The 26094-nt window shown below is 59.3% G+C and carries 28 protein-coding genes and 1 pseudogene; 18 read left to right on the top strand and 11 right to left on the bottom strand.

The window, feature by feature from the left end; all coding sequences use genetic code 11:
- The first annotated feature begins 27 nt into the window (after positions 1-27).
- On the top strand, positions 28-348 hold the full coding sequence (locus tag FBY12_RS18025) for a DUF2388 domain-containing protein (RefSeq protein ID WP_101208951.1): 321 nt from the start codon (positions 28-30) through the stop codon (positions 346-348).
- Positions 345-2306 (top strand): DUF4105 domain-containing protein, encoded by a 1962-nt coding sequence (locus tag FBY12_RS18020; RefSeq protein WP_145254525.1) that lies wholly within the window; start codon positions 345-347, stop codon positions 2304-2306. The genes FBY12_RS18025 and FBY12_RS18020 overlap by 4 nt, the downstream gene beginning before the upstream one ends.
- 135 nt (positions 2307-2441) lie before the next feature.
- Here FBY12_RS18020 and FBY12_RS18015 read toward each other — a convergent pair whose 3' ends face one another.
- From FBY12_RS18015 to trpB, 3 genes are all read right to left on the bottom strand, one after another.
- Positions 2442-2936, bottom strand: a complete 495-nt coding sequence (locus FBY12_RS18015) for an anti-virulence regulator CigR family protein (RefSeq protein ID WP_145254521.1) — start codon at positions 2934-2936, stop codon at positions 2442-2444.
- 121 nt (positions 2937-3057) lie between these two features.
- Positions 3058-3870, bottom strand: coding sequence for a tryptophan synthase subunit alpha (trpA, locus tag FBY12_RS18010; RefSeq protein ID WP_145254518.1), 813 nt, complete (start codon positions 3868-3870; stop codon positions 3058-3060).
- A complete protein-coding gene (gene trpB / locus FBY12_RS18005; protein ID WP_145254515.1) occupies positions 3870-5105 on the bottom strand; it encodes a tryptophan synthase subunit beta in 1236 nt (411 codons plus the stop codon). The genes trpA and trpB overlap by 1 nt, the downstream gene beginning before the upstream one ends.
- 112 nt (positions 5106-5217) lie before the next feature.
- On the opposite strand from trpB, the gene FBY12_RS18000 reads away from it, so the two are divergent.
- Positions 5218-6135 (top strand): LysR family transcriptional regulator, encoded by a 918-nt coding sequence (locus FBY12_RS18000; RefSeq protein ID WP_145254512.1) that lies wholly within the window; start codon positions 5218-5220, stop codon positions 6133-6135.
- Here the strand turns inward: FBY12_RS18000 and FBY12_RS17995 are convergent.
- A complete protein-coding gene (locus FBY12_RS17995; protein ID WP_092275412.1) occupies positions 6108-6434 on the bottom strand; it encodes a YqjD family protein in 327 nt (108 codons plus the stop codon). The genes FBY12_RS18000 and FBY12_RS17995 overlap by 28 nt on opposite strands.
- 157 nt (positions 6435-6591) lie before the next feature.
- Between FBY12_RS17995 and FBY12_RS17990 the strand changes: the two genes are divergently transcribed.
- Entirely contained in the window at positions 6592-6807 is a 216-nt protein-coding gene (locus FBY12_RS17990; RefSeq protein ID WP_092275415.1) for a dodecin, read from the top strand.
- Positions 6808-6929: 122 nt separating this feature from the next.
- Positions 6930-7154: a DUF1161 domain-containing protein gene (locus FBY12_RS17985; RefSeq protein WP_092275419.1), complete on the top strand. Its 225-nt coding sequence runs from the start codon at positions 6930-6932 to the stop codon at positions 7152-7154.
- Positions 7155-7221: 67 nt separating this feature from the next.
- Here FBY12_RS17985 and FBY12_RS17980 read toward each other — a convergent pair whose 3' ends face one another.
- The gene (locus FBY12_RS17980; protein WP_101208955.1) at positions 7222-8223 is read right to left on the bottom strand and encodes an LLM class flavin-dependent oxidoreductase; all 1002 of its coding nucleotides are present in this window, start codon (positions 8221-8223) and stop codon (positions 7222-7224) included.
- A 237-nt stretch (positions 8224-8460) separates the two neighbouring features.
- Between FBY12_RS17980 and FBY12_RS17975 the strand changes: the two genes are divergently transcribed.
- Positions 8461-8892: an OsmC family protein gene (locus FBY12_RS17975; protein WP_092275426.1), complete on the top strand. Its 432-nt coding sequence runs from the start codon at positions 8461-8463 to the stop codon at positions 8890-8892.
- 248 nt (positions 8893-9140) lie between these two features.
- Positions 9141-9371: pseudogene (locus tag FBY12_RS17970) on the top strand (DUF1161 domain-containing protein); the annotation flags it as partial.
- A gap of 68 nt (positions 9372-9439) precedes the next feature.
- Here the strand turns inward: FBY12_RS17970 and FBY12_RS17965 are convergent.
- Positions 9440-9859, bottom strand: a complete 420-nt coding sequence (locus FBY12_RS17965) for a hypothetical protein (protein WP_145254509.1) — start codon at positions 9857-9859, stop codon at positions 9440-9442.
- 40 nt (positions 9860-9899) lie between these two features.
- On the bottom strand, positions 9900-10322 hold the full coding sequence (locus FBY12_RS17960; protein WP_121732532.1) for a hypothetical protein: 423 nt from the start codon (positions 10320-10322) through the stop codon (positions 9900-9902).
- A 59-nt stretch (positions 10323-10381) separates the two neighbouring features.
- On the opposite strand from FBY12_RS17960, the gene FBY12_RS17955 reads away from it, so the two are divergent.
- A complete protein-coding gene (locus FBY12_RS17955; protein ID WP_145254506.1) occupies positions 10382-11473 on the top strand; it encodes an aminopeptidase in 1092 nt (363 codons plus the stop codon).
- Positions 11474-11571: 98 nt separating this feature from the next.
- On the opposite strand, the gene FBY12_RS17950 is transcribed toward FBY12_RS17955, so the two are convergent.
- From FBY12_RS17950 to FBY12_RS17940, 3 genes are all read right to left on the bottom strand, one after another.
- Entirely contained in the window at positions 11572-12033 is a 462-nt protein-coding gene (locus FBY12_RS17950; RefSeq protein ID WP_145254503.1) for a transposase, read from the bottom strand.
- Between the two features lie 228 nt (positions 12034-12261).
- Positions 12262-12912 carry an HAD family hydrolase gene (locus FBY12_RS17945; RefSeq protein ID WP_145254500.1) on the bottom strand — a complete coding sequence of 217 codons (651 nt, stop codon included), beginning with the start codon at positions 12910-12912 and terminating at the stop codon, positions 12262-12264.
- Positions 12913-12940: 28 nt separating this feature from the next.
- Positions 12941-13486 (bottom strand): gamma carbonic anhydrase family protein, encoded by a 546-nt coding sequence (locus FBY12_RS17940; protein WP_145254497.1) that lies wholly within the window; start codon positions 13484-13486, stop codon positions 12941-12943.
- 62 nt (positions 13487-13548) lie between these two features.
- On the opposite strand from FBY12_RS17940, the gene prlC reads away from it, so the two are divergent.
- The 3 genes from prlC (at position 13549) to FBY12_RS17925 (ending at position 18068) form a co-directional block, all read left to right on the top strand.
- The gene (gene prlC / locus FBY12_RS17935) at positions 13549-15627 is read left to right on the top strand and encodes an oligopeptidase A (RefSeq protein WP_178111772.1); all 2079 of its coding nucleotides are present in this window, start codon (positions 13549-13551) and stop codon (positions 15625-15627) included.
- A complete protein-coding gene (locus FBY12_RS17930; protein ID WP_121732537.1) occupies positions 15624-15911 on the top strand; it encodes a YheV family putative zinc ribbon protein in 288 nt (95 codons plus the stop codon). Before prlC ends, FBY12_RS17930 begins: the two co-directional genes overlap by 4 nt.
- A gap of 114 nt (positions 15912-16025) precedes the next feature.
- The gene (locus tag FBY12_RS17925) at positions 16026-18068 is read left to right on the top strand and encodes a M3 family metallopeptidase (protein WP_145254491.1); all 2043 of its coding nucleotides are present in this window, start codon (positions 16026-16028) and stop codon (positions 18066-18068) included.
- On the opposite strand, the gene FBY12_RS17920 is transcribed toward FBY12_RS17925, so the two are convergent.
- On the bottom strand, positions 18049-18708 hold the full coding sequence (locus FBY12_RS17920; RefSeq protein ID WP_145254489.1) for a tyrosine-protein phosphatase: 660 nt from the start codon (positions 18706-18708) through the stop codon (positions 18049-18051). The genes FBY12_RS17925 and FBY12_RS17920 overlap by 20 nt on opposite strands.
- Before the next feature lie 294 nt (positions 18709-19002).
- On the opposite strand from FBY12_RS17920, the gene FBY12_RS17915 reads away from it, so the two are divergent.
- From FBY12_RS17915 to FBY12_RS17885, 7 genes are all read left to right on the top strand, one after another.
- The gene (locus FBY12_RS17915) at positions 19003-19749 is read left to right on the top strand and encodes a gluconate 2-dehydrogenase subunit 3 family protein (RefSeq protein ID WP_145254486.1); all 747 of its coding nucleotides are present in this window, start codon (positions 19003-19005) and stop codon (positions 19747-19749) included.
- A 2-nt stretch (positions 19750-19751) separates the two neighbouring features.
- Positions 19752-21536, top strand: a complete 1785-nt coding sequence (locus FBY12_RS17910) for a GMC family oxidoreductase (protein ID WP_145254482.1) — start codon at positions 19752-19754, stop codon at positions 21534-21536.
- Positions 21537-21548: 12 nt separating this feature from the next.
- Complete coding sequence (locus tag FBY12_RS17905) at positions 21549-22853, top strand: cytochrome c (RefSeq protein WP_145254479.1); 1305 nt, start codon at positions 21549-21551, stop codon at positions 22851-22853.
- A gap of 223 nt (positions 22854-23076) precedes the next feature.
- The gene (locus FBY12_RS17900) at positions 23077-24282 is read left to right on the top strand and encodes a colicin E3/pyocin S6 family cytotoxin (protein ID WP_145254476.1); all 1206 of its coding nucleotides are present in this window, start codon (positions 23077-23079) and stop codon (positions 24280-24282) included.
- A gap of 16 nt (positions 24283-24298) precedes the next feature.
- Positions 24299-24541, top strand: a complete 243-nt coding sequence (locus FBY12_RS17895; protein ID WP_145254473.1) for a pyocin S6 family toxin immunity protein — start codon at positions 24299-24301, stop codon at positions 24539-24541.
- Between the two features lie 18 nt (positions 24542-24559).
- A complete protein-coding gene (locus FBY12_RS17890) occupies positions 24560-24799 on the top strand; it encodes a pyocin S6 family toxin immunity protein (protein WP_121732636.1) in 240 nt (79 codons plus the stop codon).
- A gap of 132 nt (positions 24800-24931) precedes the next feature.
- Positions 24932-25990, top strand: a complete 1059-nt coding sequence (locus tag FBY12_RS17885) for a PA0069 family radical SAM protein (protein ID WP_145254470.1) — start codon at positions 24932-24934, stop codon at positions 25988-25990.
- Positions 25991-26094 lie beyond the last annotated feature (104 nt).

Here is a 26094-nt window from a genome sequence, read left to right as displayed (position 1 = left end):
TTATCTTTGTTCCTCCGGAGTCGTTCCATGCGTAGCCCGCTGATTGCTGCCACCCTTGGCCTGCTGTTGTTGGCCGACGTGGCCCAGGCGCACACCCTGGTAGCCACCAGTAACATCATCGTTCGTGCCTCCCAGCGCACCATCGATTTCACTTCCGATACCACCACCTCGATTCGCGATTCCAAGATCGTTCGCGAAGCGCATGACGATGCCGCCAGTTTCATCGCCAGCGACGGCGATATTCGTGGCGCGCACCTGGAAGCCGCGTTCGACACCTTGCGCACCCGCGTGCCGGAAGCGCGTGACGCCAGCGATCAGGTTCTCGCCGAAGCCATCCTCGCATTGTGAGGCGGCTAAGCGCCTGGCTTCTGGCCGGGATGGTGTTGCTGCTTGGCAACACCGCCCAGGCCAGCCTGCAATTACGCCTCAAGACCGACGGTCTGAGTCCCGCGCAACAGCAGGCCAGCCAGGCGCTGCTCGATGAAGCCATGCAGGCATTGCCGCCGCGTTTCATTGAGCAACTGGACCGGCGCATCGACGTTGGCTGGACCAACGACATGCCCGCCAACGCCTACGGCCAGGCGTCGCTGGTGTCCGAACTGGATCTGAATCGCAATCTGCTCGACAGCCTCACCGACGGCAGTGCCGCGAGCAAAAAGACTTACCGCCCACACGGCACCGTGCGCCGCGAAATGCTCGCCACGGTGGTGCACGAACTCACCCACATTTACGACCGCTCGCGCCTGTGGCCAGACGCCGAGCGCACGCTGATCCAGCGTTGCATCCAGCGCAATAACAGCTCCGGGCTGATCGGCATTCCCGACCAATGCCGTGGGCAGACCGAACGGCGCTTCACCCTCAGCGATGACCCGCGCCTGCTAGACCTCGCCGGTTGGCCGCAATACGTCGGCCGCCGTGGCGAACGCGAGCAGCACAACCGGCAGATCGTGCGCAGCCCGGACATCTACGAAACCAGCAGTCCCAAGGAGTTTGTCGCGGTCAACATGGAGTATTTCCTCCTCGACCCGAGCTACGCCTGCCGTCGTCCCGCGCTGTATCGCTATTACCAAGAACATTTCGGCTGGGCACCCGCCGCCAAAAACACCTGCGACAAATCCTTCGCGTTCCTCAATGCCGGCAACGACTTCGCCAAAACGCCGCTCGGCCACGTCGACCCCGAGCGCGTTTACGCCGTCGATTATTTGCTCGCCGAAGCCAACCAGAATTGGGTCAGCCGCTGGGGCCACAGCATGTTGCGCCTGGTGATCTGCGCGCCGGGCCGGCCACGTGGGCCGGATTGCCGATTGGACCTGGATCAGCATCTGGTGCTGTCCTACCGCGCCTTCGTCGGTGACGTGCAGTTGTCGAGTTGGGACGGTCTGGTCGGCAAATACCCTTCGCGGCTGTTTGTCTTGCCCCTCGCGCAAGTGATCGACGAATACACCAAAACCGAATTGCGCAGCCTCGCTTCGGTGCCGCTGACGCTGTCGCGCAAGGAAATCGAGGAAGTCGTCGAACACGCCGCCGAGATGCACTGGAGCTACGACGGCAATTACTTCTTCCTGTCCAACAACTGCGCGGTGGAAAGCCTGAAATTGCTCCGCAGCGGCAGCAACAACGCGCAACTCACCGGGCTCGACAGCATCATGCCCAACGGCTTGCTGGAAGTGCTCAAGGGTCGCGGATTGGCTGACACCAGCGTCCTCGATGACCCGCGTGAAGCGTTGCGGCTGGGGTATCGTTTCGACTCGTTTCGCGATCGCTATCAAGCGATGTTTGAAGTGCTGAAGAAGAATCTGCCGATCAAGCAAGCCACGGTCGAAGACTGGTTGTCGTTATCCGCCGAAGAGCGTCGACAGTGGATCGCTCAGGCGGATTTGCGCACCAGCGCGGCGTTGCTGTTGCTGGAACAGGCGAGTTTCCGTCGGCAATTGCAGTTGGCGCAGGACGAAGTGAAACAACGTTATCTGGGCGCCCGCGAACTGCAGAACGGCGGCATGGACAAGGCCAACGCGACGTTGCAGCAGATCCTCGCCAACAGCGGTTTCCTCAGTCGTCCGGCCGAATTGCTCGGTTCCGGTGGTTATGGATTGCCGCAACCGAGCGAATCGGCGCGGCTGGAAGCGGAAAGCAGCTTGCGCCAGAAACAGCTGCAATCGCTGACCGGGGATCTGGACAAGGAAGTGCGCGCGTTGCTCGAACCGAGCCGGGCGGCGGAGATCGCCGCCAATGAGGCCAACCTGAAACAGGTTGGCGAACATTTGCGGGCATTGCATAAAGCGGCGGGCGGGTTGGAGCTACCTTAAAGCGAAAGCTGCCACAGCATTTCGCCCTTGATCGTGTAGGAGCAAAGCTTGCTCGCGAAGGCCAAACTGCGGTGTATCACGTACACCCCTTCATCGTTCTTCGCGGGCAAGCCTCGCTCCTATGGGATCGGTAAATCAGTTCAGCACACCGTCGAGAATTTCATAAACAATCCCCGTCCCCACAGCGATCAACACAATGTCGGTCCCGGCGCGGCGCCATTCGTAGCCTTGGTAATAAGGCAGCCGCGACAACGCGCGGTTGTCCAGGCGCTCGCCGTAATAACCGTGCGGCAACGGCCGGCCACGTTCCAGGTGAATCCCCGGCGGTGGCGGCGCACCGCGCACGAAATACCCGTGATTGTCATGAATGCTCTGGCGCACCGGGCCAAAGTCCCGTGGCGGCGGGCCACCGCGACGATTGTCCGGCTGGCCACGATGATCGTCGCCGCGATTATTCCCGGGCGGGTTACCCGGCTGATTCCCAGGCTGGCCACCGCGATTATCGTGCTGGCCCTGCTGCGGGCCACCGCGGTCGTGATCGTCGCGCTGATCGGCGCTGGCGTGCAGCAACGGCGTCGCACTCAGCATCAATATGCCCAGGCTGGCAATCAGACGTTTCGGCATTTTCATCGGGAATTTCCTCACTGCACTTACAGCAAAAAGGGATTCAGAACGGTGTCCTGAATCCCTCGATCTTGCTGATTAGTCTGTCTCGCGAGGTGCTAATTCCTCTGTATCAGGAACTTTACCTTCAGCTGACGCGGGCCTTACGCACGCCATCGGCCAGCGCTGCGCAGAGGCTCAGGACACCGTCGATCGCCTGATCCGGCGTCGACGCATTGGCGATGTGATCGATCAACGCCGAACCCACCACCACACCGTCGGCCAGACGCGCAATCGCGACGGCCTGCTCCGGCGTACGAATGCCGAAACCAATGCTGATCGGCAGATCGGTGTGGCGACGCAGACGCGCGACCGCTTCTTCGACATGCTCCAGCGTCGCTGCGCCAGCGCCGGTCACGCCGGCCACCGAAACGTAATAGACGAAACCCGAGCTGCCATTCAAAACCGTCGGCAGACGCACATCGTCAGTGGTCGGCGTGGTCAGGCGAATGAAGTCCAGCCCGGCAGCCTGCGCCGGGTCGCACAGCTCGGCGTTATGCTCGGGCGGCAGATCGCCCACGATCAGGCCATCGACGCCGGCCTCTTTGGCATCGCCGATAAAGCGCTCGACGCCATACATATGAATCGGGTTGAAATAACCCATCAGCACCAGCGGCGTATCGCTGTTGCCCTCACGGAATTCGCGAACCATTTGCAGGGTTTTCGCCAGATTCTGCTTGGCCGCCAGTGCGCGAATGTTCGCCAACTGGATCGCCGGGCCATCGGCCATCGGATCGGTGAAGGGCATGCCCAACTCGATCACATCGGCACCCGCAGCGGGCAAGCCTTTGAGGATCGCCAGCGAAGTGTCATAGCTCGGGTCGCCGGCAGTGACGAAGGTCACCAGGGCCGCGCGGTTCTGATCCTTGAGTTCGGCAAAACGCGTTTGCAGGCGGCTCATCAGTGTTTCTCCTGCTGGGATTGCGCTTTTTGTGACTGCTCCATGTGGTGCATCACGGTTTGCATGTCTTTGTCGCCACGGCCGGACAGGTTGACGACCATCAGGTGATCGCTTGGCAGGTCCGGCGCGCGTTTGAATACTTCGGCCAGGGCGTGCGCACTTTCCAGTGCCGGAATAATCCCTTCGAGACGGCAGCATTTGTGGAACGCATCGAGGGCTTCGTCGTCGGTCACCGAGGTGTACTGGACGCGGCCGATGTCATGCAACCACGCGTGTTCCGGGCCGATGCCAGGATAGTCGAGGCCGGCGGAAATCGAGTGCGCGTCGATGATCTGGCCATCGTCGTCCTGCAACAGGAAAGTCCGGTTGCCGTGCAACACACCCGGCACGCCGCCGTTGAGGCTCGCCGCATGCTTGCCGGTTTCGATGCCGTGGCCGGCCGCTTCAACGCCGATGATCTCGACGCTGGTGTCATCCAGAAACGGGTGAAACAGGCCCATCGCATTCGAACCACCGCCGATGCACGCCACCAGGCTGTCCGGCAGACGACCTTCCTGAGCCTGCAACTGGTCGCGGGTTTCCTTGCCGATCACCGCTTGGAAATCCCGCACCATCGCCGGATAAGGATGCGGGCCGGCGACGGTGCCGATCAGGTAGAACGTGCTGTCGACGTTGGTCACCCAGTCACGCAGGGCTTCGTTCATCGCGTCTTTCAACGTGCCGGTGCCGGCAACCACCGGGATCACTTCGGCGCCCAGCAGCTTCATGCGGAAAACGTTGGCCTGCTGACGTTCGATGTCAGTGGTGCCCATATAGATGACGCAATCGAGACCAAAACGCGCGGCCACGGTGGCGGTTGCCACGCCATGCATGCCCGCGCCGGTTTCGGCGATGATGCGTTTTTTGCCCATGCGCCGCGCCAGCAGAATCTGGCCGATGCAGTTGTTGATCTTGTGCGCGCCGGTGTGGTTCAGCTCTTCGCGCTTGAGGTAGATTTTCGCGCCGCCGCAGAATTCGGTCAGGCGTTCCGCGTAATACAGCGGGCTTGGACGTCCGACGTAGTCGCGCTGGAAGTAGGCCAATTCCTCTTTGAAGGCAGGATCTTCCTGAGCCAGCTCATACTCTCGGGCCAGATCAAGGATCAACGGCATCAGGGTTTCGGCGACATAACGGCCGCCGAACGAACCGAACAGGCCGTTGGCGTCGGGGCCGTTGCGCAGATTAGTCTGGGTCATGGGTCGCTCCAGTGGGATTCGTGTGATGACAATGACGCTCACTCTACCCCTGACGTCCCGGGCTGAAAACCGATAAGATCGCCGCAACCTGTCAGGAAAACTCACAGATACCATGAGCCATGACCTTCCTCCGCTGAATGCCCTGCGTGCCTTCGAAGCGACCGCCCGCCTGAACAGCGTCAGTCAGGCCGCCGAGCAGCTGCACGTCACCCATGGCGCCGTCAGTCGGCAACTGAAAGTGCTTGAAGAACACCTCGGCGTCAGCCTTTTCGTCAAGGAAGGTCGAGGCCTTAAACTCACAGATGCCGGCGTGCGTTTACGCGATGCCAGCGGCGAAGCGTTCGAGCGCTTGCGCACGGTTTGCGCCGAGTTGACCCGAAGCACCGCAGACGCGCCGTTCGTCCTCGGTTTATCCGGCAGTTTGCTCGCACGGTGGTTTATTCCGCGCCTCGGGCGACTCAACGCTGACTTGCCGGACTTGCGACTGCACTTGTCTGCCGGTGAAGGCGACCTCGATCCTCGGCGGCCGGGGCTCGACGCTTTGCTGGTATTCGCCGAGCCCCCGTGGCCCGCCGACATACAAGTTTACGAATTGGCCAGCGAGCGCATCGGCCCGGTCATGAGCCCGCGCTACGCCGGTTACGCCAATTTGCAGGACGCTGCACCAGATGCGCTGCTGAATGAACCGCTGTTGCACACCACATCGCGCCCGCAGGCCTGGCCGAGCTGGGCACAGCAAAGCGGCCTCGACGCCAAGGCGTTGAAGTTCGGGCAGGGTTTTGAGCATTTGTATTATTTGCTGGAAGCAGCGGTCGCCGGGCTGGGTGTCGCGATTGCCCCTGAGCCATTGGTGGCCGAGGACTTGAAGGCCGGTCGCCTGGTTGCGCCGTGGGGTTTCAGTGAAACCCCGGCGCAACTGGCGTTGTGGCTACCTAAACGCGCCGCAGACGGGCGCGCTCGGCAATTGGCGCAGTGGCTGAAAAACGAGCTGCGCCAAGCGGATCAGTCACCGCGTTTGCACAGCAAGTAAGCCGCGAGCAGGCCCAGGGCGCCAACAGCGACACCCGCCGTAGTCCAAGGGTGTTCCTGAGCGTAATCACGAGTGGCGATCCCGGTTTCGCGGGTCTTCACTTTGACTTCTTCATAAGCATCGGCGAGCAGATGGCGCGAGTGCTTCAGCGCGCTCTCGGCGTTGCTTTTCAATACCTTGAGAGTTTTGCGCGACTCGTCCGAAGCGTCGTCCTTCAGGCTTTCCAGCGACTTGAGAAGACTCTCGATCTCGGCTTCCATGCTTTGCAATGAGGCTTTACGTAAAGAGGTGTTGGCCATGTTGGCTCTCCTTCATTGGTGATGAGTAGCGTGTGTTGGTTGGGACTTCAGCCTTTTGAGAAAGTGCATTAATTCTGAACTTTGCTGTGGGAATAGCCGACAGAAGTAATACGAAAAATCACTGCTAGGCTGTATTTCATACCCCAAGGAGAACGCTATGACTGACCATCACACGTACAAAAAAGTCGAGCTGGTCGGCTCGTCCCCCACCAGCATCGAAGACGCCATCAACAATGCGCTGGCCGAAGCCAGCAAGAGCCTGAAACACCTCGAATGGTTTGAAGTGACCGAAACCCGCGGCCACATCGAGAACGGCAAGGCTGCGCATTTTCAAGTAACACTCAAAGTCGGGTTCAGGATTGCCAGCAGCTGAGTTTGGGCTAGTCTTCTGAACTTGCGCGCTGGCCGAGTGCCATAGGGAATGGCAAAGCGCTACATGTGTGCACCTGGCTCATCGCCGGGTGCCCCTATTGATCCGACCAGGGAATGCGACCGATGAAGAAGTTTATTTTGGCAGTAGGTTTGTTGAGCCTTGCGGGTACAGCGTTGGCTGCCGGCAAGCCATGTGAAGAGCTGAAAGCGGAAATCGCTGCGAAGATCGATGCCAAAGGTGCATCAAGCTACACATTGGATATCGTCGATAAGGGCACGGCGGCTGACGGCAAAGTTGTCGGCACCTGTGAAGGCGGCAGCAAGGAAATCGTCTACAAACGAGGCTGATTTCGCTTGTATCAAATGAAAAAGCCGACTTAAAGAAGTCGGCTTTTTTTTGCGCGCGATGTGGGCCTCAGCCCTTCATTGCCTGCGCCAGCAACTCGTAAGAGCGCACGCGATCGGCATGTTCGTAGAGGTCGCTGGTAAAGATCAGCTCATCAGCCTGGGTCTGCTCGACCAGCACTTCCAGCTTGGCGCGGATTTTCTCCGGGCTGCCGACCATCGCCAGTCCAAGGAAATCGCCGACCGCTTCCTTCTCGTGCGGCAACCACAAGCCGTCCATGGTTTTCACCGGCGGACGTTGCACCAGGCTCTGGCCACGCATCAACGCGAGAATTCGCTGGTAGACCGAGGTCGCCAGGTAATCGGCCTGCTCGTCGGTATCCGCCGCCACCAGTGGCACACCAAGCATCACGTAAGGTTTGTCCAACGTCGCCGACGGCTTGAAGTGATTGCGGTAGACGCGAATCGCCTCGTGCATGAAACGCGGGGCGAAATGTGAGGCGAAGGCGTAAGGCAAACCGCGCTCGCCGGCCAATTGCGCGCTGAACAGGCTGGAGCCGAGCAACCACACCGGCACATTGGTGCCCGTGCCCGGCATCGCGATGATCCGTTGATCCGGCGTGCGCGGGCCGAGGTAGCGCATCAATTCTGCAACATCTTGTGGAAATTCATCAGCGCTGCCGGAGCGTTCACGGCGCAGCGCGCGGGCGGTCATTTGATCCGAACCGGGCGCGCGGCCCAGGCCCAGGTCGATGCGGCCGGGGTAGAGACTTTCGAGGGTGCCGAACTGTTCGGCGATGACCAACGGCGCATGGTTGGGCAGCATCACCCCACCGGAACCGACACGAATGGTCGATGTGCCGCCCGCCAGATAACCGAGCAACACCGAAGTCGCCGAACTGGCGATGCCGTCCATGTTGTGGTGTTCGGCCACCCAGAATCGCGTGTAACCGAACTTTTCGACGTGTTGCGCCAGGTCCAGGGAATTGCGCAGCGACTCGCCAGCGCTGCCATTTTCACGGACCGGCACCAGATCGAGGGTCGAGTATTTGATATCGGACAGTCGTTTCATAAACCTGCTTCTCCAATGGGGTCGCAGGTTTTTCACGAACGAAAACCTGCCGAGTCTTAAAGCGTTCCCTATGCAATGAGGGCATATACCCGAGTTTCAATAGCAGCGACGAATTTGCCTACCAGATAAGCGGTTTGTTCCGACAAGATGAACTTTGCCCAGTCTTCTATCCTCAGAACCCTAGCAACCGAAAACCACGAAGGCGCGACGCTCGCGCCGGATCTTGAGGAGGCAGACATGGCTATCACGAAGAAAGCATCGGCTCATTGGGAAGGTGACCTGAAAACCGGCATCGGCTCTATTTCCACCGAAACCGGTGTACTCAGAGAAGCGCCCTACGGCTTCAAGGCCCGTTTCGAGGGCGGCAAAGGCACCAATCCGGAAGAACTGATTGGCGCAGCCCACGCAGGCTGTTTCTCCATGGCGTTCTCGATGATCCTCGGCGATGCCGGCCTGACGGCTGAAAGCATCGACACCAACGCCGAAGTGACTCTGGACCAGGTGGAAGGCGGATTCGCCATCACTGCGGTGAAGCTGATTCTCAAAGCGAAAATCCCTGGTGCGAGCCAGGCTCAGTTTGAAGAGCTGAGCAACAAAGCCAAAGAAGGCTGCCCGGTTTCCAAAGTGCTGAATGCGAAAATCAGCCTGGATGCAACGCTGGTCAGCTGATCGACACGGCTTGAGTCGGCGCTGATGGCGCCGGCGCCTTCGCCAGCAGGCTCGCTCCGACCGTCGGAATGCATTTCCAGAGGTTGCAGCGGGCCTGTTCGCGATGGCAAATCTGCAAACACTTGAATACCAACAGCTAAAACCCAGGTTTGTGAGCGAAGTCAGAACTCGCTCCGCAAAACTGTGGTCGAATTAGCGACAGCAGCTCAAGCGCAGCAACCTGCGCGCTGCCTCAAGGAGCTTCAACCATGAAACGTTTTGCCCTGGCGATTTTCTGCTGTTCGCTGGCGACCTCGGCCTTCGCCGAGATCAAGGATTGTGAAGAACTGAAGAATGAGATTGAAGTGAAGATCCAGGCGAAGGCTGTGCCGTCCTACACGCTGGAGATCATCACCAAGGAAGAAGCTGAAAAACACGACATCGCGATGGTCGTCGGCAGCTGCGAGAACGGTACAAAAGCCATCATTTATCAGAAAAATGGCGATGATCAGCCTATTGGCACTCAGCCACCCGCTAGCGTTGATCAGCCCGCTAAAGTTGACCAGCCTTAAGGCACGCAGTTGATCTGTCGTTCTTCGGCGACAATTTCACCCTTGGCATCGAGCAATCGCGCGCTCGGGGTGAAAGAAAGAGATCGGCCTTCAAGACGATAACGTTGGCCGGCCTCGAAATGGTCGTATTGCACGATCATGTAGCACAGCCGCTCCTGGGGATCGCTGAACATCCCCAGCCCGCCGCCAAAGATCTCGAAGTCGAAGCGCACGATCAATTCGTGGCTGCCGGGCGTTACCTGGAAGTAGCGGCCATCGGCTAAACGCTGTTTATCCAGGCGTTCGGCCATCAGCAGCTTGCCTCCCGGCGTCGGCGTGGCCAGGTCAACCCAGGCCATTTGCGGATTGACCGCAGGCAACGGGCTCGCGCAACCGGATAGCACGCCTGCAACGAGCAGCAACAAAAACCTGCGCATGATGAATTTCCCGAAGATCAGTCATTCAGCATAGCGTCGATCAAGTGCTCTGGCAGCCCGCCGGGGTGCCTTGGCCAATGACCTTCTGCTGTTGGTCATAGAGTTTCGCCCATGGCCGGAAGCCGATATTCCCCGCTTGCAGCTGATAACGCTGGCCGGCGTTGAATTCCTTGAATTTCACACTCAACTGACAATCGCGCCACAGCGGTTCGCTGGTCGGGCCGATATTGGTCGGCTGCACCGCGAACTGGTATCGCACCTTCAGCTCATGGCTGCCGGGCTGCACTTCAAAATAACGTCGATCGGTGGCCGCTTTGTCATCGACTTTCAGCGCTTGCAGCGCGGCGTCTTCCTGCTTTGAATCGAGGTCGATCCAGGCTTGCGCCGGATCAGGGTCGGGCATTCCAAAACCGGCACAACCAGCCAGTGTCAGCAGGCTTGCGGTCAGCATCAACTTGCGCATAGCGGAGCTCCAGTCAAGCGGGATAGTCTTGTCGGCAGACTTCCAGGGATGTTTTTATTTTGATCAGGCCGTGTTCAAGCCATGGGTTACTTGATCGCGTTTTGCGCGTTTTGTTTCCGGGTATGCTGTTTTTGTTGCTCAACGGTTGCGCCAGCGTCAGCTATTACGGGCAATTGGCGTCGGGTCAGCTGCAATTGCTGCGCGCCCGCGAGCCGGTCGCCGAGGTGATTGCCGACCCTCAACGCGACAGCCAATTGCGCGCGCACCTGGCCCAGGCGCAAAAGGCCCGAACGTTCGCCAGCGGGCATTTGCACCTGCCGGATAATCAGAGCTATCGGCTGTACGCCGATATTGGCCGGCCGTATGTGGTGTGGAATGTGTTCGCCACGGCGGAATTTTCGCTGACGCCACACAATCATTGTTTTCCGATCGCCGGTTGCGTGGCCTATCGCGGCTATTACAACCAAAGCGCCGCGCGCGGCGAGGCGGCCATTCAGCGTTTGCAAGGCATGGACGTGGCGATTGGCGGCGTCGAGGCGTATTCGACGCTGGGCTGGTTCGACGATCCGATCATCAGTTCGATGATGCATTGGGGCGACGAGCGCCTGTCGACGCTGATCTTCCACGAACTGGCGCATCAGCAGTTTTATGTGCAGGACGACACCGAATTCAATGAATCCTTCGCCACCTTCGTCGAGCAGGAAGGCACCCGCCAATGGCGCGCCAGCCGTGGCCTCGCACCTGACATCGGCGCGCAGATGCGCCAGCGCGACCAGTTCATTCAACTGATCCTCGACACCCGCACGCGCCTGCAACAGCTCTACGCCCAACCGCTGGCCGCCGAGCAAATGCGCCAACGTAAAGCCGCCGAGTTCGAACGTCTGCGCAGCGACTACCGCGCACTGCGCGACAGCCAATGGGCCGGAGACAAACGCTACGACGCCTGGATCAACCAACCGCTGAACAACGCACGCCTGCTGCCATTCGGGCTCTACGACCAATGGGTGCCGGCGTTCGCGGCGTTATTCCGCCAGGTTGATGGCGATTGGCTGAGGTTTTACGCCGAGGTGGAGAAGTTGGGTGGGCTGCCGGTTGAAGAGCGCAAAGCGGCGTTGAGGGTGATGGCCGAGGCGCAGATTAGCGGCGGCTGATGCGGCCTCTTCGCGGGCAAGCCATGCTCCTACAGGGGGATGGTGTGCACACCTCAACCCTGTAGGAGCGAGGCTTGCCCGCGAAGGCGTCCTCGACATCACAACCAAATCGCATCCCACAACGGATAATCCCCAGCCTTCGAAACCAGTCCCGCGCGTATAGGATTGCGGACGATATACCGGGCAACCGCCAACAAATCCTCTTCCTTGCGAATCGCTCGATCGTGGTAACCATGTTGCCAAACCGGGCCTTGGCGCCCTATCGAACGATTTAGCGCCACCGCAACGCGTGATTTGGTCCGAGCCATCAACGTCGGTAGTTGAGTGCTATTCAATTCAATCAGCCAATGAAAATGATCAGGCATGACAACCCAGGCTAATGACGTTGCGAATCCCTCGCGCTGTGCCGTTCTAAAGGCATCGACGATCAGGCGCCCGCAGCGGAATTCTTGAAATAGTGGCTCGCGATTCAACACCACAGCCGTCAGGAGATAGATTTGTCCCGACTCTGAATAGCGGCCGGTGCGCAATCGATTAGCGTGCTTGAGTTTGTCCGACATCGATCGTCCCTGATCGTGATTTGAATCTTGAGGCTAGGACGACACGCAAATTCTGCGCTAAAACAGTAACTCAGAATGTGTCTAGGGCGGCCCCTTCGCGGGCAAGCCTCGCTCCTACAAGATTGCGATATACGCACGCATTAGCGTCCATCCCGATTGAGATAGACGCATCCACCGGCGATCACCACAAATCTGTGGGAGCAAAGCTTGCTCGCGATGGCGATCTGGCTAGCCGCGCAAAAACGCCTGATGCATCTCGTCCAGCGTCTCAAAGTGATACGCCGGGGCTTCAGCAGTCAGTTCCGCGTGGCTGCCGAAACCGTAACCAACTGCGACAGCCGCCAAGCCATTGCTATGCGCGCCGATCAGGTCGTGTTTGCGGTCGCCGATCATTAGGGTGTTCGCCGGGTCGAGGCCTTCTTCGGCGATCAGATGGGCGATCAGTTCGACTTTATTGGTCCGCGTGCCATCCAGTTCGCTGCCGTAAATCACTTTGAAGTGTTTGGCGAAATCGAAATGCCGGGCGATTTCCCGGGCGAATATCCATGGTTTCGACGTCGCGATATACAACTGCCGGCCCTGCCCGCTCAAGGTTTCCAGCAATGGCGTAACGCCGTCGAACACGCGGTTTTCGTAGAGCCCAGTGACTTTGAAACGTTCGCGATAAAAATTCACCGCTTGCCAGGCCTTGGCTTCGTCGAAACCGTAGAACTGCATAAACGCCTGCAACAGCGGCGGGCCGATGAAGTGTTCGAGTTTGCTCAGGTCCGGCTCGTCGATACCCAGATTGGCCAGGGCAAATTGAATCGAGCGGGTAATCCCCTCTCGCGGGTCGGTGAGGGTGCCGTCGAGGTCGAATAAAACGGTTTGGTGATGCATGAAAATTCCTGGGCTAGAGTGAGACGCTTCAGACCTTGTCGTAACCTTCGGCCAGATGCAGGTCTTTGAGCTTCACGTAGTTCGCCGCGCTGTAGGTGAAAAAGGCATTTTCCTTGTCGGACAGTGGGCGGATTTGTTTCACCGGGCTGCCGACGTAGAGAAATCCGCTTTCCAGACGTTTGCCCGGTGGCACCAGGCTGCCGGCGCCGATGATCACGTGGTCCTCGACCACCGCACCGTCCATGACAATGCTGCCCATGCCGATCAGCACGCGGCTGCCGATCGAGCAACCGTGCAGCATGACTTTGTGCGCGATGGTCACATCGTCGCCGATCAGGCAGGGAAAACCATCAGGGTTGAACGGTCCGGCGTGGGTGATGTGCAATACGCAGCCATCCTGAACACTGGTGCGCGCGCCGATGCGGATGCGGTGCATGTCGCCGCGAATCACCGTCAGCGGCCACACGGAACTGTCTGCGCCGATTTCGACGTCGCCGATGACCACCGCCGAACGGTCGACAAAAGCGCCTTTGCCCAGCAGCGGCGTGTGGTTGAGATACTTGCGAAGGGTCACGATAGGTTCTCTCTCTGTCGCTGATAGCTGCGGTGAGCGTCGATTGTAATTAAGATGGCCGCATGTTTCTTCCAGCCAAGGTGCCAACCGTGAGCGTGAACAACCCTCTTTTGCAGTCCTACGACCTGCCGCCGTTCTCGGCAATTCGTGCCGAACACGTGCAACCGGCCATTGAACAGATCCTGGCTGACAACCGCGCCGCCATTATCGAGATCCTCAAAACCCAAGGCAAACAACCGACCTGGGCCGGCCTGGTGCTGGCGATGGACGAACTCAATGACCGCCTCGGCGCAGCCTGGAGCCCGGTCAACCACCTGAATGCCGTGTGCAACAGCGCCGAATTGCGCGAAGCCTTCGAATCCTGCCTGCCAGCCCTGAGCGCCTACTCCACCGAACTGGGCCAGAACCGCGAATTGTTCCAGGCCTTCGAAGCACTGGCCAACAGCCCTGAAGCTGCCGGTTTCGATGTGGCGCAAAAAACTATCCTCGAACACGCCCTGCGCGACTTCCGTCTGTCGGGTATCGACTTGCCGGAAGCCGAGCAAAAGCGCTACGCCGAAGTGCAGAGCAAGCTGTCGGAACTGGGCAGCCGCTTCTCCAACCAACTGCTAGACGCCACGCAAGCCTGGACCAAACACGTCACCGACGAAGCCACCCTCGCCGGCCTGACCGATTCGGCAAAGGCGCAAATGGCCGCCGCCGCGCAAGCCAAAGGCCTTGAAGGCTTCCTGATCACCCTGGAATTCCCCAGCTATTACGCGGTGATGACCTACGCCCACGACCGTGCCCTGCGCGAAGAAGTCTACGCCGCCTACTGCACCCGTGCGTCGGACCAAGGCCCGAACGCCGGCCAGAACGATAACGGCCCGGTGATGGAAGAAATCCTCGACCTGCGTCAGGAGCTCGCAAAACTGCTGGGCTTCGCCAGTTTCTCGGAACTGAGTCTGGCCACCAAAATGGCCGAATCCAGCGATCAGGTGCTGAGTTTCCTCCGCGACCTGGCCAAGCGCAGCAAGCCGTTCGCTGCGCAGGATCTGCAACAACTCAAGGCTTACGCCGCCGAACAGGGCTGCCCGGACCTGCAAAGTTGGGACAGCGGTTTCTACGGTGAAAAACTTCGCGAACAACGTTACAGCGTTGCTCAGGAAGCACTGCGCGCGTACTTCCCGATCGACAAAGTGCTCGGCGGTTTGTTTGCCATCGTCCAGCGCCTGTACGGCATCGAAATCACCGAGCAGCAAGGCTTCGATACCTGGCACCCGGATGTGCGCCTGTTCGAAATCAAGGAAAACGGCCAGCACGTCGGCCGCTTCTTCTTCGACCTCTACGCGCGTGCCAACAAGCGCGGCGGCGCCTGGATGGACGGCGCTCGCGACCGTCGTCGCACGGTTGACGGCGTGTTGCAGAGCCCAGTGGCCAATCTGGTGTGCAACTTCACCCCGGCCGACAGCGGCAAACCAGCGCTGCTGACCCACGATGAAGTGACCACCCTGTTCCACGAATTCGGTCACGGTTTGCATCACCTGCTGACCCGCGTCGAGCACGCTGGCGTATCCGGCATCAACGGCGTGGCGTGGGACGCGGTCGAGCTGCCAAGCCAGTTCATGGAAAACTGGTGCTGGGAGCCGGAAGGTCTGGCGCTGATCTCCGGTCACTACGAAACCGGCGAACCGCTGCCGCAAGACTTGTTGGGCAAAATGCTCGCGGCGAAGAACTTCCAGTCCGGCCTGATGATGGTCCGCCAACTGGAATTCTCGCTGTTCGACTTCGAATTGCACGCCACCCACGGCGACGGCCGCAGTGTGCTGCAAGTGCTCGAAGGCGTGCGCGACGAAGTCTCGGTGATGCGTCCGCCGGCCTACAACCGCTTCCCGAACAGCTTTGCGCACATCTTCGCCGGCGGTTATGCGGCGGGTTATTACAGCTACAAGTGGGCGGAAGTGCTGTCCGCCGACGCCTTCTCGAAGTTTGAAGAAGACGGTGTGCTCAATGCCGAAACCGGGCGCGCCTTCCGCGAGGCGATCCTGGCGCGCGGCGGTTCGCAGGCGCCAATGGTGCTGTTCGTCGACTTCCGTGGCCGGGCGCCATCAATTGACGCACTCTTGCGTCACAGCGGCCTGAGTGAGGACGCGGCAGCATGAGTGACGGACCTGTGATCACCAAGAAACGCTTTATCGCCGGGGCGGTCTGCCCGGCGTGCAGCGAGCCGGACAAATTGATGATGTGGAACGAAGACGAGGTCCCGCATCGCCAATGCGTGGCTTGCGGTTATTCCGACACACTCAACGAGCAAGGCCTGTCGGTGCCCAAGGAATTGGGCACGCGGGTCAACGTTTCGGCGCTGAAAGTGCCGGACGCCAAGGTTCAGGCAGTGCAATTCTTCCCGAACCCGAAGCTCAAGAAAAAGCCCGACGAGCAGCACTGAGTCATCCGCCACCTTGCACACCTGAACGGGTGCAAGGTGGTATTCGCTTACCACCTCTGCCCTGCGCTTCCTTTTTAAGCTGAGCCGATTCAAACGCTCATCAAGGAAGCTGCCATGCCTGATATCAATCCGTTATTGCAGCGCTGGGACCTGCCGCCCTGGTCGTCCATTCGCGCTGAACATCTAGTCCCCGCCGTCGAGCAAATCATTGCGGACAATCGTCAGGTCATCGCCGACGTCATCACCACGCAATCGGCCGTCCCGACCTGGGACGATCTGGTGCTGGCCGTGGCTGAAACCGATGCGCGGCTGGATGAAGTGATGGCGATCATCGCCACCCTCGACACCGTGCAGCACGACGGCGATGCCTGGCGACGGGCGAGCGCCGTGTGTGCCGAGTTGCAGAACCGCTACATCGCCGACAAATCGAGCAATCTGGCGTTGTACCGCGCGTATCAAACGCTGGCGCAAAGCGCTATTGCGCTGAATTTCGACGCACCGCGCAAAGCGGTGCTGGAAAAAATCCTCCGCGGGTTTCGCTTGTCGGGGATCGAGTTGTCCGCTGAACAGCGGGGCAATCTGGCGAAGCTCAATCACGACATCGGCCTGCTGCAAAGTCTGTTTCTGCACAACCTCGACAACGCCAATGCGGCGTGGAGCAAGCGCATCGCTGACGCCGAACACCTCAAGGGATTGAACCAGGCAACTCAGGATCGCCTCGCCGAGAACGCGCGGCAGGCCGGTCATTCAGGCTGGCTGTTGCCGCTGGACCGCGACACCTGTCATCAAGTGCTGACCTACGCCGAGAACCGCGCACTGCGCGAAGAGTATTTCGCGGCGTATTTCACCCGCGCCTCCGATCAAGGCCCGCACGCCGGGCAATTCGACAACGAACCGGTGCTGGCCCTGTTGCTGGCTCAGCGCCATCGCAAAGCGCTGCTGCTCGGCTATGAAAACTTCGCGCAATTGAGCCTGGCCAATCGCATGGCCGATTCGACCGAGCACGTCAGCGCTTTTCTGCGCCAGCAAGTGGCACTGGAAACGCCGCGATTCGAAGCCGATGCGCGAGCGATAGCGCCCCTTGCCGCCGAGCTCGGATTGGCCGATGTGCAGGCGTGGGATCACTTGTTTCTTGCCGAGAAACTGCGCCAACGCAATCTCGGAACGGCGCTGAAAAACCTGCGCAGCTATTTCCCGTTCGACGGCACCCTGCGCCGACTATGCCTGTTCAGCGAACGCATGTTCGGCATTCAAATCGTCGAGCAAAGCCTGTTCGAGCGCTGGCACGACGAGGTTCGTCTGTTTGAGGTCAGTGAGCACGGGCAAGTGATCGGCCACATTTACCTTGATCCCTACCATCGCCAGCCCGCGCCGGATTTTGCCTGGACCGCCACCCCACGCAATCGGCGGATCGACGCCGAGGGTCGGCAGACGTTGCCGATCGCAATCCTTCACGCCAATTTCGCGCCGGTCGCCGAAGGTCAGCCGGGCGTGCTCAATCATTTGGATTTGCGCGTGTTGTTCCACGAATTCGGGCATTGCCTGCATCAGGTGCTGACCCGTTCGCCGCACTACAACCTGTCAGGAGTCAGCGAATTCGGGCGCGATACGGCAGAGTTTGCCGGGCAGTTCTTCGAACTCTGGTGCCAGTCGCCGGCGTTTTTGCAGTGGTTGGCCGCTCATCACCAAAGCGGCGAAGGCTTGAGCGAAGCGCGGATCAAAGCGGCGCTGGCGGCGATCAAACAACACAGCAGTTGGGAAACTGCGTATTTGTTGCTGAGTGCGTCATTCGATTTCGAATTGCATTGCTGCCAGGGTGATGGCCGCAGTCCGCAGCAGGTTTTCGAAGACGTGCAGCAAACGCTGGCGCATCTGAAAATGCCGACCTACGCACGTTTCGCCAACGGTTTCGACTACCTGGCCACCGGCTATGAAGCGTCGGTTTACGCCTACAAATGGTCGGGCGTGCTGGCCAGCGAAGCGTTCAAACGTTTCGATAGAGACTGGGTGTTCAACGCGCAAACCGGCCGGGCCTTTCGCGAGGCGGTTTTCGCGCCGGGGGATGCGCGCTCCTTGATGGTTTCGCTGGAAGAATTCCTCGGGCGAGCGCTAGCGGGTGATCTGTTTCCGACCGACGTCACTTCGCCGGTTGCGTGACCGACTCGAGATTGGCCGACTGGAACCAGTTCTTCATCGAACACACGGCAAACGCACTGGTGCTGCATTCACCGTTGGCCAGCGCGGTGCGCAGTCGGTCGGTATCGGCCTGCATCATGTAACGAACGCTGTCCTTGAAATGGCTGCTGTCGCCGAAACCGCCGGTGGTCATTTCATTCAACGCGTCTTCCTTGCTCCAACCCTGCACCACCACGCGGTACATCGCGGCGATCAGGCCGGTGCGGTCGGAGCCGTGTTTGCAGTGCATCAACACCGGACCATCGGACTCGGCGGTTTGCAGGGTGCGCAGCGCAGCAATGATTTGCGCGTCATCGACGTGATTGGTGCGATAAGGCATTTGTATCTGGTTGATGCCGGGGACCGCCAACCAGCGCGAATCCGCCTCGGGCAGAAAGTTGACCACGGTTTTGACTTTGAGCGTGGCCAGCAGCGGCACCACGCCACTGTCGGGCAAAGCGCTGCGGTAAAGATTCGGCGTCATTCGAAAGAGGTTGTATTGGCGGTCCACCGGCTGCGCCCATTGCGCCGGCCTGGTGGACGCGATGTCGTCGGCCAGCGCCAGTGAAACCATGAACAACGCGAGCAATGACAGGCAGATCGAAGAGAAGATTTTGGACATGCTGAGCGACCGTGCGGGAAGTCAGCCTAGCGTGCCGGCTGGGCGGTCAACGGCTTGTGAGCCGGTCGTCAAAGAATCGTGAATCGGCCCGCAGGACTACTGCTTTCGTCGCAAAAGCCGATTTATTTGGACTGAATCGATTTTTGCCGATGCTTAGCCTGCTACCATTTGTTACCAAAGTTTGCCGATGCGCGGCTTTTTCACCGATTGCCCGCCCCCAAGCATCGCTGCCAAAACGAAAAGTCGTTCGATGAAACGGCTCACAAACCGTCAATGCCTGATGAGGTGCACCCCATGTCTGATCAAGATCGAGACAACCCCCGGCGTGAGTTTTTGCGCAAATCCCTGACCTTGATCCCGGTGGTCACCGTGGCCAGCACCGCGCTGGGCAGCACAGTCCTGCGCGCCGCCCCAGAGCCGGCACCCGCAGCGCCCGCCCCGGCAAAAACCCCGGTCAGCAGCAGCGTGTATGAACCCAGCTACTTCACCGCCGAAGAATGGATGTTCATCAACGCCGCCGTCGCGCAATTGATCCCGAGCGACGCCCAAGGGCCGGGCGCACTCGATGCCGGCGCGCCGGAATACATCGACCGCCAAATGAACACCCCGTACGCCGCGGGTGCCTTGTGGTTCATGCAAGGTCCGTTCAACGCCGACGCCCCTGCGGAAATGGGCTGGCAGAGCAAATTGGTGCCCAGAGAGATCTATCGCCTTGGCATCGCCGCCACGGATGCCTGGTCGAAAACGCTCAACGGCAAAACATTTGCTGAGCAAGACAGCGCTACCCGAGACGATTTGCTCAAGCAACTCGAGGCCGGCAAACCTCAGTTCGAGACTGTCCCAGCGAAGATTTTCTTCAACCTTCTGCTGCAAAACACCAAGGAAGGGTTCTTCTGCGACCCGATCCACGGCGGCAATAAAGGCATGGTCGGCTGGACCATGATCGGTTTCCCCGGCGCCCGCGCCGATTTCATGGATTGGGTGGAACGCAACGAGCAATACCCCTTCCCGGCAGTGTCGATTCGCGGCGAGAGGGCTTGAGCATGGCAACGGTAATGAAGAAGGTTGATGCGGTCATCGTCGGTTTCGGCTGGACGGGCGCGATCATGGCCAAAGAGCTGACAGAAGCGGGCCTCAACGTGCTGGCGCTGGAGCGCGGGCCGATGCAGGACACTTATCCCGACGGCAACTATCCGCAGGTGATTGACGAACTGACCTACAGCGTGCGGAAAAAACTCTTTCAGGACATCTCCAAAGAGACCGTGACCATCCGCCACAGCGTCACTGACATCGCCCTGCCGTACCGCCAACTCGGCGCGTTCCTGCCCGGCAATGGTGTCGGCGGCGCGGGCCTGCACTGGTCCGGCGTGCATTTTCGGGTTGATCCGATCGAGCTGCGGATGCGCAGCCATTACGAAGAACGCTACGGCAAAAACTTCATCCCCAAAGACATGACCATTCAGGACTTCGGTGTCAGCTATGAAGAGCTGGAACCGTTTTTCGATTACGCCGAAAAAGTCTTCGGCACGTCGGGTCAGGCGTGGACGGTAAACGGTCAACTGGTCGGCGAAGGCAAGGGCGGCAACCCTTACGCGCCAGATCGCTCGAACCCGTTTCCACTGGAATCGCAGAAGAACACGGTTTCCGCACAACTGTTTCAGAAAGCAGCCACAGCGGTGGGTTACAAACCCTACAACCTGCCGTCCGCCAATACTTCAGGCCCGTACACCAATCCCTACGGCGCACAAATGGGCCCGTGCAACTTCTGCGGTTTTTGCAGCGGTTACGTTTGCTACATGTATTCCAAGGCGTCGCCGAACGTGAACATTCTGCCGGCGCTCAAGCCGCTGCCGAATTTCGAGTTGCGGCCCAACTCCCACGTGCTGCGGGTCAACCTCGACAGCAGCAAAAGCAAAGCCACCGGCGTGACGTATATCGACGGTCAGGGCCGCGAAATCGAGCAGCCGGCCGACCTGGTGATTCTCGGCGCGTTCCAGTTTCACAACGTGCGATTGATGTTGCTCTCGGGCATCGGCAAGCCTTACGACCCGATCAGCGGCGAAGGCGTGGTCGGCAAAAACTTCGCCTACCAGAATATGGCCACGATCAAGGCGTTCTTCGACAAAGACACCCACACCAACAACTTCATCGGTGCCGGCGGCAACGGCGTGGCGATCGACGATTTCAATGCGGACAACTTCGACCACGGGCCGCACGGTTTCGTCGGTGGCTCGCCGATGTGGGTCAACCAGGCCGGCAGCCGGCCGATTGCCGGGACCTCGAACCCGCCCGGCACACCGGCGTGGGGCAGTGCGTGGAAACGCGCGACCGCCGATTACTACACCCACCAGGTGTCGATGGACGCCCACGGCGCGCATCAGTCTTATCGCGGCAACTACCTCGATCTCGACCCGGTTTACCGCGATGCCTACGGTTTGCCGCTGCTGCGCATGACGTTCGACTGGCAGGAAAACGACATCAAGATGAACCGCTTCATGGTCGAGAAAATGGGCAAGATCGCCGAAGCGATGGGCCCCAAAGCCATCGCCGTGATTGGCAAAAAGGTCGGCGATCACTTCAATACTGCCTCCTACCAGACCACCCACCTCAATGGTGGCGCGATCATGGGCACTGACCCGAAAACCAGCGCGCTGAACCGGTATTTGCAGAGCTGGGACGTGCACAACGTTTTCGTGCCTGGCGCGTCTGCTTTCCCACAAGGTCTGGGTTACAACCCTACAGGCCTGGTCGCCGCGCTGACGTATTGGTCGGCTCGGGCGATCCGCGAGCAATACCTGAAAAACCCCGGCCCGCTGGTTCAGGCTTAAGGAGCGATGACCATGAAAGCACTCGTTATCGCGACGTTTGCCCTGCTCGGCAGCAGTTCGCTCAGCGCGGCAGAAGTTGATCAAAATCTGATCAAACAAGGCGAATATCTGGCCCGGGCCGGCGACTGTGTCGCGTGTCACACCGCCAAAAACGGCAAGCCATTCGCCGGTGGCCTGCCGATGGAAACGCCGATCGGCACTATCTATTCCACCAACATCACCCCGGACAAAACCGGCCTCGGTGACTACAGCTTCGAAGACTTCGATAAAGCTGTGCGCCACGGCGTCGCGAAAAATGGCAGCACGTTGTACCCGGCGATGCCGTATCCGTCCTACGCCAGTGTTACTCAGGCTGACATGCAGGCCTTGTACGCCTACTTCATGCACGGCGTGGCGCCGGTCGCGCAGGAAAACCGCGCCAGCGACATTCCGTGGCCATTGAGCATGCGTTGGCCGCTGATGGGCTGGCGCTGGATGTTTGCCCCGGACGTGGCGGATTACCAGGCAAAACCGGGCGAAGATGCGGTCGTCAGCCGTGGGGCTTATCTGGTCGAAGGCCTCGGACATTGCGGCGCGTGCCATACGCCGCGTGCCTTGACCATGCAGGAAAAATCGCTGAATGCCGGCGAGGGCAGTACTTTTCTGTCAGGCAGTGCGCCGCTCGAAGGCTGGATCGCGAAAAGTCTGCGCGGCGACTACAAGGACGGTCTCGGCAGTTGGAGCGAAGCGCAACTGGTGCAATTCCTCAAGACCGGGCGCAGCGACCGCAGCGCAGTCTTCGGCGGCATGAGCGATGTGGTCACTCACAGCATGCAATACATGACCGACAACGACCTGACCGCGATTGCGCGCTACCTCAAATCGTTGCCGGCCAATGACCCCAACGACCAGCCGCACCAGTACGACAAACAAGTCGCGCAAGCCTTGTGGAACGGTGACGACAGCCAGCCCGGCGCAGCGGTCTACATCGACAACTGCGCGGCGTGCCACCGCACCGATGGCCACGGTTATACCCGCGTGTTCCCGGCGCTGGCGGGCAACCCGGTGCTGCAAACGGACGACCCGACCTCGCTGATTCACATCGTGCTCAAGGGCGGCACGCTGCCCGCCACGCACACCGCGCCCTCGACCTTCACCATGCCCGGTTTTGCCTGGCGCTTGTCGGATCAGGAAGTCGCGGACGTGGTCAGTTTCATCCGTGGCAGCTGGGGCAACAAAGGTGCGCCGGTCAAGGCCAGCGACGTTGCCGATCTGCGTGGCGATGATATGAAAACCACTTCGGGCGATGACTTGGGGCAGGTTACCCAAAAGAACTGATCGCCCAGCGGCACTCGCCAGATGAGCAACGCCTCGCTACTTCATAAAACCAGTATCGAGGCGTTTTCATATCCACCCCTCCCTCGCCACGCGGCCGTGGCACCGCTGCCAATCCGCAGCGATAGACGATCTTTCACGAATTTTCAGAACCGCCCTACATTCAGGCCATACCCACATGAGGTAGCGTCCCTTGCGCATTTAAACGGCGAAACAGGGATGCTTGATGGCTCGCGACAAGGAAATACCTCAGGTTTGGGTATCGGGTGGTGGCGGTGGTGGTTCAGGTATTGGAGTTCGTTACCTTCGGGATATGACATCGACTGAACTGGCAGAGCGTGACGCCCGACAAAAGTCCTATGACGACATGCTCGCCAGACAGCAGGCGTATGAAGATCGCTTCGTCAAGCGAGCCCAAAAGGAAGGCGCCTATCCAGACTTGAAAGGTTGTGTATTTGCCAAGAGCTGCAATCTTCCTGACGGAGTGATCGACCACAAGAATTCATCCGGATTTGTGCCTGTTGAAAAACTCGCCGACTACGGAATGTGGGCAGTACTTGGGACCGGTGCAGCAATGACCGCCCAAGGCACACCGCTGCAAATGATCGGCGGGTCGGCCACCGGCCGAGTTATCGCCCAACGTCTAGGTGGTTCACTTGCTCTCACTATGCTGGAAGGATCAACCGTTGTTGCCACTCACGCGGCACTTGGCACTGTTGCGCTATTGATACCGAACACCAGCATTTCCCCAGACAGCGCTTTCTACACGAAAGATCAATACGCAATGCTTGAGTCTGGTCGCACGCGCGTTCGTGTAAATGCGAAGACTATGCCGAACGGCTCAGTAAACGTGTACGGGTTCTACACGGGGGGCAAAAAGGACTGGGAAACGGTTCCCGTTATAGAAGGCAGGAAAGTCGGTGACAAATACGTTGCTGATATCGGCAACGGGATTGGGCTTACTTGGACGCCAGCGGCAAGCCCCGACGGTGTATTAGGTATTCCTGCACTGGAAGGCGCGCAAAAGTTGCCGCCCGTATGGGTTTACCCACCGACCGAGCAGGCCAATAAGATACTGATCAACCCAACGCACCCACCAGATTACCAAGACGCAATCATCACGTTTCCTGACACTGGTGTTCAGCCGATCTATGTTTCGCTGAGTGTCTCGGGTGACCATGGGTATCATCCGGCGCCTAAAGGGTTGACGGCATTTCCTGATGCCAAACGAGCAAAACAGAAAGCCTCGGTCCAAGGTGGTGGTGGCAAACGACACCGTTGGGTAGATAGCTCAGGAAAAATATACGAATGGGACCGTCAACATGGCGCAGTTGAGATATACGACAAACGTGGTAAGCACTTAGGCGAGTTCGACCCTGAAACAGGCGAGCAGACCAAACCCGCAAAGCCGGGTAGAACAACACCAAAGTGAGAGCTGGGAGTCATTTATGTTTTTATGTATCGAAGGTTTTTTTCCTGAAGGTCACGAGAACGAGTTTGTGCAATTTGAGCTGGACGTCGCACCAGAATTCAATCAGACCGTGCTTGATTTGGTTGGCTGGGAGTCCCTCCAAGAGGGCGTGAGACATGGCGTTGTTGAGCTGACAGCAGAGCAAGTCCGGCAGATTGAAGGAGTGCTCGGAAAACCAATACCGAGTGAGCTTGATATCTGCATTAGTGTCTTGGCGTAAAAATAATGGGGCCCCTCCATGCAACTGTGCATCACAGGATTTTTGCCCGATAACTTCGAAGACAGCTCGTTGAAATACGAACTGGACATAAAGGCTGAATTTGAAGCGCCGGTAATGCAAATACTGGGATGGGACAGCCTCGCTGCTGAAGCCGATGGTCAGTTACCGCTGACTGATGAGCAAACCAGGCAGATCAGCTCTGCTATTAGGGAACCCCTGCCCCATGACCTCGATTTATTTATTGGAGTTGTGGCATAGCATCACAGGCTGACTTGGCTCGAGAGATTTGCAGGCCCGACCCAAACTGAAGAAGTAGGAAACGCCGAACGGTGCTGGCACGGGCAGTTAACGCGATGTACTGTACGCCCATACAGCTACTGAGTATTGCCGATGTCCACCCCTCTCCCGCCACGCGGCCGTGGCACCGCCGCCAATCCGCACAACCGCTTCGCGCCGAACCGCTCGGTGGCGGAGGACGACGGCTGGTATCAGGAAGTGCCGGTCACCCAGGGCACGGAAGTGCGGATCGAGATGGCGAAAACCATCATCACCCGCAACAACTCGCCCGACCTGCCGTTCGACCGCTCGATCAATCCCTATCGCGGCTGCGAGCATGGCTGCATTTATTGTTATGCGCGGCCCAGCCACGCGTATTGGGACATGTCGCCGGGGCTGGATTTCGAAACCAAACTGATCGCCAAGACCAACGCCGCCGACATCCTCGAAGAGCAATTGTCGACACGCGGCTATCAATGTGCGCCGATCAACCTTGGCTCCAACACCGACCCGTACCAGCCGATCGAGCGCGAGCACAAAATCACCCGGCAAACCCTCGAAGTGCTGCTGCGCTATCGGCACCCGGTGACCATCATTACCAAGGGTTCGCTGATTCTGCGTGACCTCGACTTGCTCACCGAGCTGGCCGAGCAGCGGCTGGTGGCGGTGATGATCAGCCTGACCACGCTGGACGACGAACTCAAACGCATCCTCGAACCCCGCGCCGCAGCGCCGAAAGCACGGCTGCGGGCGATCCGGGTGATGCGCGAGGCAGGTATTCCGGTCGGCGTGTTGTGTTCGCCGATGATCCCGATGATCAATGACAGCGAAATCGAAAGCCTGCTGACCGAGGCCCACGCGGCGGGTGCGCAGAGTGCGGCGTACATGATGCTGCGCTTGCCGCTGGAGGTCGCGCCGCTGTTCGAGGAATGGCTGGCGGCGCACTATCCGCAGCGTGCCGCGCATGTGCTGAGCCTGATCCGTCAGAGCCGTGGCGGCGAGCTTTACGACAGCCGTTTCGGGGCGCGAATGCGTGGCGAAGGGCCGTTCGCCGACCTGTTGGCGCAACGTTTTGCCAAAACCATCAAGCGCCTCGGCCTCAATCATCGCGACGGATTTAATCTGGACTGCGATGCCTTCTGTCCGCCGGGTCGCCAAATGTCTTTGATTTAGGGACAATCAGCCCAATATTGGGTAGCCTGAAAATCATTAGGCCACTACGCGGTCACAAGTTTTGTGACCTGGAACACACGTCCTAGAGCCTTTGATTCAGTTTG

This window comes from Pseudomonas sp. SJZ131 (assembly GCF_007828705.1).
Lineage (GTDB): Bacteria > Pseudomonadota > Gammaproteobacteria > Pseudomonadales > Pseudomonadaceae > Aquipseudomonas > Aquipseudomonas prosekii.
This window is presented reverse-complemented; position numbering and strand designations above follow the sequence as displayed.

Excerpts from the sequence above, each read along its gene's own strand:
- FBY12_RS17990 (WP_092275415.1), top strand. The coding sequence starts at position 6,592 with ATGACTGACCATCACACGTACAAAAAAGTCGAGCTGGTCGGCTCGTCC.
- FBY12_RS17930 (WP_121732537.1), top strand. The coding sequence starts at position 15,624 with ATGAGTGACGGACCTGTGATCACCAAGAAACGCTTTATCGCCGGGGCG.
- FBY12_RS18025 (WP_101208951.1), top strand. The coding sequence starts at position 28 with ATGCGTAGCCCGCTGATTGCTGCCACCCTTGGCCTGCTGTTGTTGGCC.
- FBY12_RS17910 (WP_145254482.1), top strand. The coding sequence starts at position 19,752 with ATGGCAACGGTAATGAAGAAGGTTGATGCGGTCATCGTCGGTTTCGGC.
- FBY12_RS17965 (WP_145254509.1), bottom strand. The coding sequence starts at position 9,859 with ATGCGCAGGTTTTTGTTGCTGCTCGTTGCAGGCGTGCTATCCGGTTGC.
- trpA (WP_145254518.1), bottom strand. The coding sequence starts at position 3,870 with ATGAGCCGCCTGCAAACGCGTTTTGCCGAACTCAAGGATCAGAACCGC.
- FBY12_RS17900 (WP_145254476.1), top strand. The coding sequence starts at position 23,077 with ATGGCTCGCGACAAGGAAATACCTCAGGTTTGGGTATCGGGTGGTGGC.
- FBY12_RS17995 (WP_092275412.1), bottom strand. The coding sequence starts at position 6,434 with ATGGCCAACACCTCTTTACGTAAAGCCTCATTGCAAAGCATGGAAGCC.
- FBY12_RS17950 (WP_145254503.1), bottom strand. The coding sequence starts at position 12,033 with ATGTCGGACAAACTCAAGCACGCTAATCGATTGCGCACCGGCCGCTAT.
- FBY12_RS17885 (WP_145254470.1), top strand. The coding sequence starts at position 24,932 with ATGTCCACCCCTCTCCCGCCACGCGGCCGTGGCACCGCCGCCAATCCG.
- FBY12_RS17925 (WP_145254491.1), top strand. The coding sequence starts at position 16,026 with ATGCCTGATATCAATCCGTTATTGCAGCGCTGGGACCTGCCGCCCTGG.
- prlC (WP_178111772.1), top strand. The coding sequence starts at position 13,549 with ATGTTTCTTCCAGCCAAGGTGCCAACCGTGAGCGTGAACAACCCTCTT.
- FBY12_RS18015 (WP_145254521.1), bottom strand. The coding sequence starts at position 2,936 with ATGAAAATGCCGAAACGTCTGATTGCCAGCCTGGGCATATTGATGCTG.
- FBY12_RS17980 (WP_101208955.1), bottom strand. The coding sequence starts at position 8,223 with ATGAAACGACTGTCCGATATCAAATACTCGACCCTCGATCTGGTGCCG.
- FBY12_RS17920 (WP_145254489.1), bottom strand. The coding sequence starts at position 18,708 with ATGTCCAAAATCTTCTCTTCGATCTGCCTGTCATTGCTCGCGTTGTTC.
- FBY12_RS17975 (WP_092275426.1), top strand. The coding sequence starts at position 8,461 with ATGGCTATCACGAAGAAAGCATCGGCTCATTGGGAAGGTGACCTGAAA.
- trpB (WP_145254515.1), bottom strand. The coding sequence starts at position 5,105 with ATGACCCAGACTAATCTGCGCAACGGCCCCGACGCCAACGGCCTGTTC.
- FBY12_RS17985 (WP_092275419.1), top strand. The coding sequence starts at position 6,930 with ATGAAGAAGTTTATTTTGGCAGTAGGTTTGTTGAGCCTTGCGGGTACA.
- FBY12_RS17890 (WP_121732636.1), top strand. The coding sequence starts at position 24,560 with ATGCAACTGTGCATCACAGGATTTTTGCCCGATAACTTCGAAGACAGC.
- FBY12_RS17960 (WP_121732532.1), bottom strand. The coding sequence starts at position 10,322 with ATGCGCAAGTTGATGCTGACCGCAAGCCTGCTGACACTGGCTGGTTGT.
- FBY12_RS17915 (WP_145254486.1), top strand. The coding sequence starts at position 19,003 with ATGTCTGATCAAGATCGAGACAACCCCCGGCGTGAGTTTTTGCGCAAA.
- FBY12_RS17895 (WP_145254473.1), top strand. The coding sequence starts at position 24,299 with ATGTTTTTATGTATCGAAGGTTTTTTTCCTGAAGGTCACGAGAACGAG.
- FBY12_RS17945 (WP_145254500.1), bottom strand. The coding sequence starts at position 12,912 with ATGCATCACCAAACCGTTTTATTCGACCTCGACGGCACCCTCACCGAC.
- FBY12_RS17905 (WP_145254479.1), top strand. The coding sequence starts at position 21,549 with ATGAAAGCACTCGTTATCGCGACGTTTGCCCTGCTCGGCAGCAGTTCG.
- FBY12_RS18000 (WP_145254512.1), top strand. The coding sequence starts at position 5,218 with ATGAGCCATGACCTTCCTCCGCTGAATGCCCTGCGTGCCTTCGAAGCG.